Raw genomic sequence first — 10,930 nt, 5'->3', positions numbered from 1 at the left:
CTTTAATCATTACTTTATAAATGTTCTTTTAACTCGAATAGATATAATAAAATAAGGAACCCATATACATGTATAAAGCATAATTCTAAAAAGCAAGAAGAGATAATTATAATCCAGTTTTATTTCATATAGATAATGAGCCAATACTAAATCAGTGATTACAAATAATGAAGTGAAAACTAAAAGGATAATGTAAAATAAAGGTGTTTTTTTCTTTTTTCTAAAGAAAAGAATAGATGTATAAAGTGCAACTCCAAAAATAATGGTAAAGCAAATAAACTCAAATCCTATAAGGATACGTAATTCACTTAGAAAATCATAACCAGAGATCAAGATTGTCATTGTTTTATATGAACTAAATAAAGAGCTGAATATTGAAAAGATAATATTTATTGCCGGGAAATAGAGAAATCCATCAATTCCACTCAATTCTTTCTCTTCGCATGCTGCACAAAAGTCTGATTCATTTAACGCTGGGTTTTCACATTTAATACACTTCATAAAATTTCTCCAAATAGTAACTTCAATCAAAAGATTGATTATTAATTTACGTAAATCATACAGGTGATGGTATATAAACCAATAACTTATTAGTTCGATAAATACCCCTATTTTTAAAGCTTTATTTGTATCTTCAAGTAAAAAAAGAAATATTTCATCTATAAAAATTAAGATAACCATCTGATAACAAAGAAATAGTTGGATTCATAAAAATATAACTAATATCCATATGATATTTTTAATAAAGAAAAACTTTACTCGATCATTCTTTAAATCTCACATTTTACATAGCCCAAGCCAGTCCCACTGGCTGTATTCCAGAGTATTGTGTCCACAGACCGGAATTGGCCGTTAATGCGCCAGTCCAGTGCACAAAAACGATATCATTAGGATCAACACTGCTATTAGCAAAATATTAAATACCGGTGTTGATTCCCGCACCAATTCAACTGGTTATTACCGCAGCTTACAACAACGGCAAGGTCAATGTACTCCCCTCTACAACAACCATAGTCTGGCAAGAGAGGAGTATCACCGCTACAGGCTTTCTCGGTTTTGGTCTGCTTATCCTGTTTCCATTTTTCAACCGCGCCTTTTTTAATTCTCTTTCGTTGCCTCCAGTACATTCGTTAAAAAGTTATTCTCCACAATAGACATTTTATTTTTCCTCCTTGTTTTTGTTTAATGAAGAAATTTTCTTGCAAAATTCTTGCATTAGACTAAATAAATAAATAAAAAATCCAAATATTGCCCCACCACTACCGCCTACTTTTATACTGAATTTTAATCCATTAATAGCTGGTTGAATATCTAAAAGAAAATACCCCTCTTTAAAAAAAATAATAAGGTACGTTAAAGGAATACTAATCATACAACACACTGAGAAAATCATTCCCCACCCCAATACTAGATAGATAAATTGTTTTAGTCTAAAAATAATGCCCCTTTTATTATTCATTTTTTTCTTCCTTGTGTTTTCTTTACTCCTTCTTCTGCAATGTAATCTGTTGCAGTTCCAGCGTAATTTCCGATAATTGTCCCACCAACCTCGGAAGCTTTATTAGAATAACCTTTAGAAAGCATTGCATTGGTAAACTTACCCCCCACTTTATTACCAATTACAGTACCAACTGCATTACCTAACATTGAGGTTGTAGGATCTTCTCCTTTAACTTTACTTCCTAAATAAGCGCCTCCTGTATTAACAAAAGTGCTAAGTAGTGTTCCTTTACCTTGCGTTAATGCGCCTGTTCCTACCGCTATCAGTGTATCTGTTGCACTATAATTTTCTCCTGGCTTCAACGTTAAAAGCTGTTTGGTGACATCTGTTGCTCCTCCTAAAATACCGCCACCAATTACTGCCGCAGCCCCAGCAACAGGCGCAACTATAGTCCCTCCCACAGCAGAAGCGCCTGCACCCCAAGCGACCAACAATCCTCTTACCGGGTCTTGCCCTTCCGGGTGATCGCCTTTGGCATGTTTTGACAATGCTGCCGAAATCTCTTGAGAGGATTTACCTTCATTTAACATAGTGGTAGACAGACTTGATGCTGACCGACCGTAATCCGCCATCCCTTTTGGCAAGCTCAGTGCATTATTGTCCGTCGCATTCTTCCCGGCCTGTGCGCCAGTGAGGGCGCTGGCGCTGGAATCACCCGCAATCCCACCGGCCAGCCCTGCCGCTAGGCTGGAAAGGGTGCTGACAGTTTGTTTCTGCTCCTCCGTTAACTCACTGACGTTAGCCTTATCGCCGTAAAGTTGCTTAATCAATACCTGAGCCGCCAGTTCACCAGAAGCAGCACCGGCTGCTCCTGACAAGGCATTGTTACCACTCACCTCCGCCGCCACCGCGCCTAAAATCGCATGGGCCAGCGTATTGGTGGCGATATCCACCTGATGGGTTTGCGGGTCCGTAGTCAGTTCTTTAATCACGCCAGCCAGATATGGTGAAGCACCGCCGGCCAGCGCCTGACCGAGATTGTTCCCGGCTAAGCCCTGAATCGCTGCCGTAGCCGCCTGTAACGCTTTCTGGTATTTACCGCCGGTCCCCAGGCCGGAGTCATTCAGCGCCTGCGTGTAAGCGGTGTCATAGATTTGTTGGTTGATATCCGCCGGAGTCGGATGTTTATTCCCTGCGTTGATCAACTTTTCTCTGGCATCGGCTTGGTCCTGTTCACTGATATGGTCCAGTTTCGCTTTCGCCGCTTTTGTGGCGATAATTTTCCCTTCCGTCCCGGCTATCTCGGTCATCTGGGCGCTGAGTTCGCCAATCAGTTGCGCCTGTTTCAGCCGTTGTTGCTCTTTCTCCTTATCAAATATCGGACTCAGGACATTGGCGGCGTTATCGGTATCGCGGCTTAAGTTCGCGGTATCCTGCGTCTGGTGCGCCTTATCCCGGATAATCAGGTTGCCGTCACTGACCGCGGCATGCGTGGTACTGCTGTCATGGCCCTGATTATGGGCCCCCGTTAGCGCATTGACCGCCAGATTATTCAGCACCTGACCGGTGGTTGGCTGACCAAGGCTGACGCCCGCACTCTGCTGCTCAACAGTAAAGTCCGCTTTATTTTGAATATCTTTAAAGCCCAGTGTCCCGGTGTTGAGGGTGTTTTTGGCTTTGTCAGCTTGACTCGCTATCACCGCGCCGTCCAGTTGGGTGTGGTCGCCGACATTAACCTGATAACCGCCTTTACCAGCAAACAGCCCGGTTTGCTCCTGCACTGAATCGTAATTGCTGTGCAGTTTGTTGCGGCTGGCATTGAGGCTCGCTGTACCGTTGGTGAGGGGGCCTACGGTGGCACTGACGCCGGCGCTGGCGTTGTGTTGCTGGCTGTCATAGCGCTGGCTGTCTTGTTCACTGCTCAATGACAGATGGCGTTTTACTTCGGCGGTAATTTGCTCACCCTTCACCTGCGCCCCTTTTAACGTCGTATCCCGGCCGCTGTTGAGGGTAATGGTCTGTCCTGCGTCTAACGTGGTGTTATGGTGGCTGATGCCGTTGCCGTTTTCACGGCCGTTGCCCCGACTGACATTGGCCGAGACGTTCAGACCAGCGCCTCCGGGTCCGGCGGTCAGGCCCACGCCCAGCGAGCTGCCGTGGCTGCTGTTCGTACCGGTGGTCTGTTCGGTGTTCTGGCTGGACGAGAGCGTGATGTCCCGATTCGCATTGAGTTGCAGGTCTTTACCCGCCTGTAACTGGCTGCCCTGAACGCGGATATCGCCTTTCAGACCTGATGTCCCTTTATCGTCACCGTGCGCCGTTATCATGAGGTTATCCCCGGCAGTGAGATGGCTGCCCTGTTGGGTGGTCTGACGATACTGCTGTTCTGAACGGGAAGACTGGCGACCGTAGGACAGGCTAACCCCGGCCAGGTTGTTATTGCTGCTGTTGTCGCTGCCCTGGGCTTCGGCCAGTCGGGCGGCCTGCGTCGCTTGCACTCCGCTGAGGGCGGCTTTGGTATTTTGCAACGCTTTCAGGCGCGGGTCGGCAGTCTGTTGCGCTTCATGGGCCGTTTGCACGACGCTGTTGATAGCACCTCCTGCGGCGCCGCTCAGCGCCACGGTTAAGCCGCTCTGCTTCTGTTCGGTTTTTGTCGAGGTGTGATTGCGGTTTTCCGCACTGGTGACCGTGACCTGTCGGCCGGTCAGCGTCAGGTCTTTACCGGCAATCACTTCACTGCCGTGAACCCGGAGTTGTTCTCCCGCGTTGAGCGTTACATTGCCCTGGCTGCTGCCGACCGTACTGCCTTTGCTGAGCTGGCTGTCGCTGTCGATGGTGACTTTCTGGCTGGCCTTGCCTAATGTGAAGCCAATCCCTCCGGTCCCCATCAGGCCCGATTTTTTCTCCTGCCGCAAATGGGTTTCACCGTGAGATTCTGCGGCGGTGGCGACGGTAAGCTGATGACCGGCGTTCAGGCTGACATCCTGCGTGCCCGCCACATTGCTGCCGCTGATATGCAGGTCTTTACCGGCCTGTAAAGTCACTTTATCACCGCTAAATGTGGTACTGAGCGCCTGCCGGTCGTGCACTTCATCGTGGGTTTCCACCGACGACTTGGACAGCCAGCCTTTGCTGGTTTGCTTACTGTGCTCCACTAAGTCGGATGAGGCGGTACCGGTTGTCAATGTCAGGTTATGCCCGGCCTGCGCCGTCAGGTGTTGACCGGCATTGACGTGAGCGGCGGCGGCGGTCAAATCCTGCCCGGCTTGCAGGGTCACATCACCGGCGCCGGTTATCTGGCTGCCGATATCTTGTTGTTGATTCAGATGGCGATAGTTATCTTTCCCCCAGTCGCCCTGTTCTGTACGGCGCGTGCTTAGGGTATCCAGCGTCAGGTTATGGCCTGCGGTTATCTCGGTGTGACCGTCTTTACCGGCGTTTTTGACGTCACTGGCGGTTAATTGCACATTATTGATGGCGCTCAGCGATAAGGCGCCTTTATCGTTCTGCACATAAATCCCCGCCGGACGGTCCAGCCAGCGGTTAGCCTCATCCCCGCGTAACGTAGACGCGCTGGTGATATCGCGACCTTTCAACGTTACCCGGTCATCCCCCTGAATCTGGCCGCCCCGGTTGGCGAGCGTCTGTTGGGCCGTCACATCCACTTTGCCGCCGCGAATAAAGCCGCTGTTGGTCAGGTTACTGGCCGTCAGTTGAGTGACGTCACGCCCGCTAATCGTGCCGCTGTTGGTAATATCGCCCTGATTGTTGAGCGCCACGGCATTACCGGCGAGTAAGGCGCCATCACTGCTCAGGTCGCCCTGACGGACACGCGCATACACCTGCGGCACGGTCACCACTTCAGTAGTCCCATCCGGCAAGGTCACGGTTTGGTTAGTCAGCCAGATAATGTCTGAGGTGAGCAGCGCCATCTGCGCCGGACTTAAGGCGACGCCCGGCGTTAATTGTTGCTGTTGGCCAAAGGCGATACCGGCATCCATCAGCGCTTTAAACTGCGCTTCGTCGTTATTGTAGCCGGGCAGATAGCGCCGACCGGTCAGTTGGGTGATTTGGTCCCGCACCAGTCGCTGTTCATAGAACCCATCGCCCAGGCGTTTGTGAACCAGCGCCGGGTCGTGCGTTAACTGTTGCCGCATATAATCCGAGCCTAACCACTGTTTATACTGGGTGAATTTCGGGTCGGTTTCGACCAGATAGTGGCTGTCGCTGCCCGGTTGCACGGTATACAGGCTGTTATCCGGCAGGCGGGTGTTGGGGGTCACTACACGTATCACCGGGTCGATTGTTTGCCCTTTCACCGTTTCCGGGGGCAAACTCAGTTCAAATGGCTGACCGGGGGGCAAAACCAGAGGCTGGTCGTTTATCCCGCTCACCGGTTTGACCGCCGTGGGAGCCGCGTGTATCTGACCGGTCTGTCGGTCCGTAATCGTGATATCGGTGTTCTGTGGACGGGTATGGTCCTGCCAGGCCAGCGTTTTCAGGTCAATCGTTTCTACCACCGGCGCCGGGTTATAACCACTGCGGCTTTTCCCCTGCGAGGTTTTGGTGCCGCGGAATCTGGGCTTAAGTCGTTTCTTTTTCGCATACCAGTGAGTCTGGCGACCTTTATCGGTGGTAATGCGTTCGCCCTGAGTCGCTATATTGTGCAGTTCACCGATTTCGCCGTTCAGCTCGCCGCCGGCGACAATTTGGCTGTCGTGATTAGTGACTTTCGCACTGTTGAGCGTGATATTGCCGCCGGCCAGAATTTTACCCGGGTCACTCTGTTTAACCTGCGTTTCCTTCACGGTGCGGGTGTACTGATATTCGTAAAAGTCATTACTGCGGCTGCCGTCCGGCATGATGGCATCGTGCACGCCGTATGAGTTGTGGCGGGAAGTGTCCACTTGCGACCAGTCATAGCGGGTGGTCCGGCCGCTCAGTACCGCGTCGTGATGTGGCGACTTTTCTGTTTCGACGACCTGCGTCACCAGACCGGCGTTGGTGTTATTAATCCGGTCGGCCTGAATTTTCAGGTTGTTCCCGGCCTCAATTGTCGCCGCGTGGTTATTGAGCTCACAGGCCTGACCAGTCGCCGTCAGGCTGTTGTCCAACTGGCCGCCAATGTGCATATCGCCCACGCTGTAAATCTGGGCATGGTGACTGTTGTTCAGTATCCCGGCGCCGATATCCAGCCGGTCACGCGCGGCAATCACGGCGGCTTTGCCGTCCTGTGCGCTGTTATTCAGGGTCCCCGTCTGGAGGGCAAGTTGGTCGCCGTAAATGCGCCCGGTGCCGGTATTGTTCAGGGTGTTGGCCGTGAGATGGGTCAGACCGCCGTCAATCAATCCGGTATTGTTCAGCGTATCGTGGACCTGGATTTGCGTTTGTCCGGCGCTGATTTCACCGGCGGCGCTGTTAGTAAGATTTTGCGCCCCAAGATGCAGCGCCCGACCGGCTTTTATCTGGCGGTCATTACGGAGATTGCCGGTGGTTTTCAGGGTCAGATTGCCATTGGCTGCGGTGTTGCCGGTATGGTGAAAATCCCCGGTTAAAGTGACTGCCATATCGCCCTGCGATAACAGTTGGCCGTCACCGCTGAGAGCTTCGGCGTTAATATCCACCTGTTTCCCGGCAATCAAGGTGCCCTGTTGGTTGTTAATCCTCAGATGCGGTTGCTGAGTCTCGCGGTTGATGGTGAGCTGTTTGCCTGCGGAGACCAGCCCCTGGGTATTATCCAGAGTCTGACGGATGTTCGCTTGCAGGTGGTCGGCTGCCCGTAAAGCGCCCTGACTGTTGTCCACCTGTTGGGCGTTGACCGTCAGGTTTTGCGCTTCCAGTCCTTTATCCGTCTGCGCCGTGTCGTGGTTAATCAGGTGAGCGGTATTCAGGGTCAGTTGCGCGCCACCACGGATAAGGCCGCCGGTGTTATCGGTTTGGGTTTTGACATTGAGTGTGGTGTCGCCCACGGCTTGCACCTGCCCGTGTCGATTATCGAGCCGCTGGGTTTTCAGGTTGAATGTACCGGCCGACAACAATTTGCCGTCCCGGTTATCGGTTTGCGCCTGTCGGGTGTCGATAACCAACTGTCCGCCTTGAAGATGGCCGTGGCGATTATCCAGCGGGCCGCTGGTGACGGTGGTTTTGCCCTCGCCAATAATCTGGCCCTGCTGGTTATCCAGTAACTGCCCGTCGGTATCCAGATTCAGGGCGTCTGCGGATTGTAAGGTCCCGTTGCGGTTAGTGAGTTGCTGACTGTGAATGTCTAGCCCGCCATTCCCGGCTATCTGTCCCTGAGTATTGTTGAGCGCGGTGCTGGTTAGCACAGTTTTGCCGTCCGCCGCTATCATGCCGCCAGTGTTATCGATGTCGCCGGTACGCAGGGTTAACTGCCCGCCGCTTAACAACCGGCCTGCTTTTTGGTCGGCATTGCGGGTATTAATGAGCCCATGCCCGTGGGTATCAACGGCCATCTCCCGGCCGGATTGTAACCGCCCCGCCGTATTATCCAGTTCACCACTGTTTAAGGTCAGGGTGTCCCCGGCTATCACCTGTCCCGCGGTATTGGTGAAGGGATGGCCGGTGGTCTGGCTGTTGATATGCTGCGCCAGCAACACCCCCTGAGTGTTATCCAGGGTCTGGCTGGTTGTAGTCAGTCGGGTTTTGGCTTCAAGATGGCCGTTAGCGTTTTGAATGGCTTTGTCAATGGTCAGGGTGGCGCTGTCCCCAGCGGCGACAAGGCTACCCCGGCGATTATCCAGTTGGGCGGCGCTGAGCCGGAGCGCATTGCCCGCTTCCAGCCGGCCCGCCTGATTGTCCAGCGTGTCTTTGACCGTCAGTGTCAGCGAGCCCTTGTCGGCAGCCACAAGGTTGCCATGACGATTATCGACGGTCGTTGCCTTAAGGTTCAGGTTACCGTTACCGGCAAGGGTGCCGTTCTGGTTATTTAGGGTGTTCACCGTCAGAGACAGCGTATCTTTGCCGCGTTGTTGCATCACACCGTGTTGATGGCTCAGGGTGTCAGCATTGAGGGTAATCTGCCCGGCCTGCGTCTCGGCCTGGTTGAGTTGCAGTTCCCCGGCCTGTATCGTCAGGGCACCGTTGGTGAGCAGTTTGCCTTTATCACCCAGCCAGTGTTGGCTGCTGAGTGCCAGTTTCCCGTTGCCTGCCAGTTGCACCGTGCCCTGAGTGTTATCTGCGTGACGCGCAATGAGATGCAGGTCCTCGCCCTGACTGGCAATGTTGCCCTGCTGGTTATTCAGTGTGTCTGTGGTAATCGTGAGTTGTTTGCTCTGGCTGAACAGGGTCCCGCCACGGTTATTCAGGGTGCGAGTATTGAGCGCCAGTTCACCGGTACCGGTCTGGTTAATTTTTCCCTGCTGGTTGGCGATATCCGGGGTCGTGAGGTGGATTTCCCGCGCCACTAACTGGCCGCCGTTGTTGTTAAACTGGCCCGGCGTTTTCGCAGTCAAACGGTTTGCGTTAACGGTGGCGCGAGCGGTACTTATCCCCGATTGGCCGGCGGTGAGTTGAATCTGGCTAGCGGCGGTCTGGCTGTCGCTCAGGTCAATGTGTTGACTGTGGATCGCCAGTGTGTCGGTCGCCAGATTTTTGCCATTGGCCTGAACGTGCTGCGCCGTCAGGGTCAATGAACCGGGGCGGGTGGTGTTGCCCTTATCATCCAGTCCGGCGGCCCAGACGCTGTCATGGCTGCTGTGTATGGTGCCTGCGGTAACGGTGGTATCGCCGCGGGCTTCCACCCGGCCCTGATTCTTTAACGCCCCGTTGGCTTGTAAATTCACCGTTGATTGTGACAGCAATTTGCCCGCGTTAGTGACATCGGCAGACGACGTTAATTGCAGCCCGTCACGGCTGCTGATGGCGCCGCGGTTTTCTATCCAGCCATCGGCGGTAATATGCACGTCCCCGGCTGAGGCCCCGATATTGCCGGCATTATGGACGCCCACCCCCGTTTCGGTGCCTATTAGCCTAATTTTATGGGCATACATGCCGCCCAGTGCCGCCACATCCAACGCAAACTCCGGCTGGTCAGTGGCCTCAGCGGATTTTTTCTCAATCTTCTGGTGTGCCGCATCCACCCGATTGCGCCCGGTGGTCACTTTCAGGTCTTGCGCGTGTAATTTGGCGTTAATCGCCACCGAACGGGCGATAATATCGGTGTAACTTTGCTGGGTGCTGTCCATGCCGTGCCCGTCAATCCGCACTTCCCCCTGATTGACATCAAACCCTTTCAATCGGCCCCGCTCCATCAGGGCTTGTCCGGTGGTGAGCGTGGTGCGATGCGCGTTAATAAACCCGCAACCGTTACAAGTAATACCGGCCGGGTTGGCAATAATCACCTCGGCTTTATGCCCGGCTACTTCAATCCAGCCGTTGAGGTGACTGCGGTCGTGGCTGTTGACTTCATTGAGGATAACGCTGGCGTCCCCTTTGGCTAACCACGGATTACCCGCCACCATACCACCGAGTTGCGTCTGCGTGGCCTGATGGCTGTTATTAAGGATAACCCCTTGTTTATCCACATCAAACTGACGGTAGCTGTTGTGGGAAACGCCATCAGAACCGGGCGTCTGAATATTCACCTGCGGCGTGCCGTTGGCGCTGCGGATAATTGTGGGTTGCTGACGTCCCGGCGCCTGTCCATCGGCCACAATCGCCGCCTGTGCGGTGAGTGAAATCCCGCCAAGGGCGAATAACACCCCAAACCGTAGCGCAGTAAGCCGACAACAACGTTGCGGTGAAGAGGGGCGACGAGTACGACGTCCGGTTCGTCCCTGTCCGGCACACACTATCTCGGCCACTACCATCCACATCTGACGGGCCTGATTAAAGATAATACGATATAACTGCGTGTTCATGATTTTTGCTCCACACAACACTACCCACTGGCAGTTTTGCTATTTGAATTAATACTGCCAATACAGGTTGAATCCGGCCGTGACCGGGGAGGTTTGGAAACCGGCGGGTTTCGGGGACAGACAGGTGAACCTCCGCAGGGGGTGGCGTTAACTGGGCTTCCAGGGCTTGCTGGCGGGTCTGTTGATGAATGAGTTGTTGATCTGCGATGTCGGCAGCTTGACTGCCTGAAACCATGCTACAAAAAACTGTTAATACTAAAATACTTCTTTTCATTGACTTTCTATTCCACAATGCCAGAGCGGTATTAACCACGAATTTAGCTTAGCAATCAATATTTAGGATTGATGATCAACTGGGCATCTAAAATAGGGAGGTTGGTTAAGATAGCAGCAAAAACAAGGGGTTATATTGCAGGCAAAAAACAGGCCAATGTGATTATTTTGTGGCAATATTGTATAAAAAACAGATTAATATTAGTCATTTAATAACCAATTCTAATAATTTCAAATCAATTTCATTTTTTGTGTTAATTATGTGATGTGTATCACATTTATAATGTTTGATTTTAGAATTGAATCACTGACAAAGTGATGCTTATCGTAAATTGGT

At 52.1% G+C, this 10,930-nt stretch carries 4 protein-coding genes; all 4 read right to left on the bottom strand.

All coding sequences use genetic code 11. From position 1 onward, the window contains the following. Positions 1 to 9: 9 nt before the first annotated feature. The 4 genes from TI10_RS12095 to TI10_RS25985 all read right to left on the bottom strand — a co-directional run bounded on the left by TI10_RS12095 (position 10) and on the right by TI10_RS25985 (position 10,594). Positions 10 to 681 (bottom strand): DUF2569 domain-containing protein, encoded by a 672-nt coding sequence (locus TI10_RS12095; RefSeq protein ID WP_049583599.1) that lies wholly within the window; start codon positions 679 to 681, stop codon positions 10 to 12. A gap of 478 nt (positions 682 to 1,159) precedes the next feature. Next, complete coding sequence (locus TI10_RS12085) at positions 1,160 to 1,459, bottom strand: hypothetical protein (RefSeq protein ID WP_049583596.1); 300 nt, start codon at positions 1,457 to 1,459, stop codon at positions 1,160 to 1,162. Then, positions 1,456 to 10,320: a two-partner secretion domain-containing protein gene (locus TI10_RS12080; protein WP_080985040.1), complete on the bottom strand. Its 8,865-nt coding sequence runs from the start codon at positions 10,318 to 10,320 to the stop codon at positions 1,456 to 1,458. Before TI10_RS12080 ends, TI10_RS12085 begins: the two co-directional genes overlap by 4 nt. Beyond that, a complete protein-coding gene (locus TI10_RS25985; protein ID WP_049583595.1) occupies positions 10,289 to 10,594 on the bottom strand; it encodes a hypothetical protein in 306 nt (101 codons plus the stop codon). Before TI10_RS25985 ends, TI10_RS12080 begins: the two co-directional genes overlap by 32 nt. Positions 10,595 to 10,930 lie beyond the last annotated feature (336 nt).

This window comes from Photorhabdus luminescens subsp. luminescens, assembly GCF_001083805.1.
Taxonomy (GTDB): domain Bacteria; phylum Pseudomonadota; class Gammaproteobacteria; order Enterobacterales; family Enterobacteriaceae; genus Photorhabdus; species Photorhabdus luminescens.
Note: the sequence above shows the minus strand (reverse complement) of the source record. Positions and strands in the feature narration are given on the sequence as shown.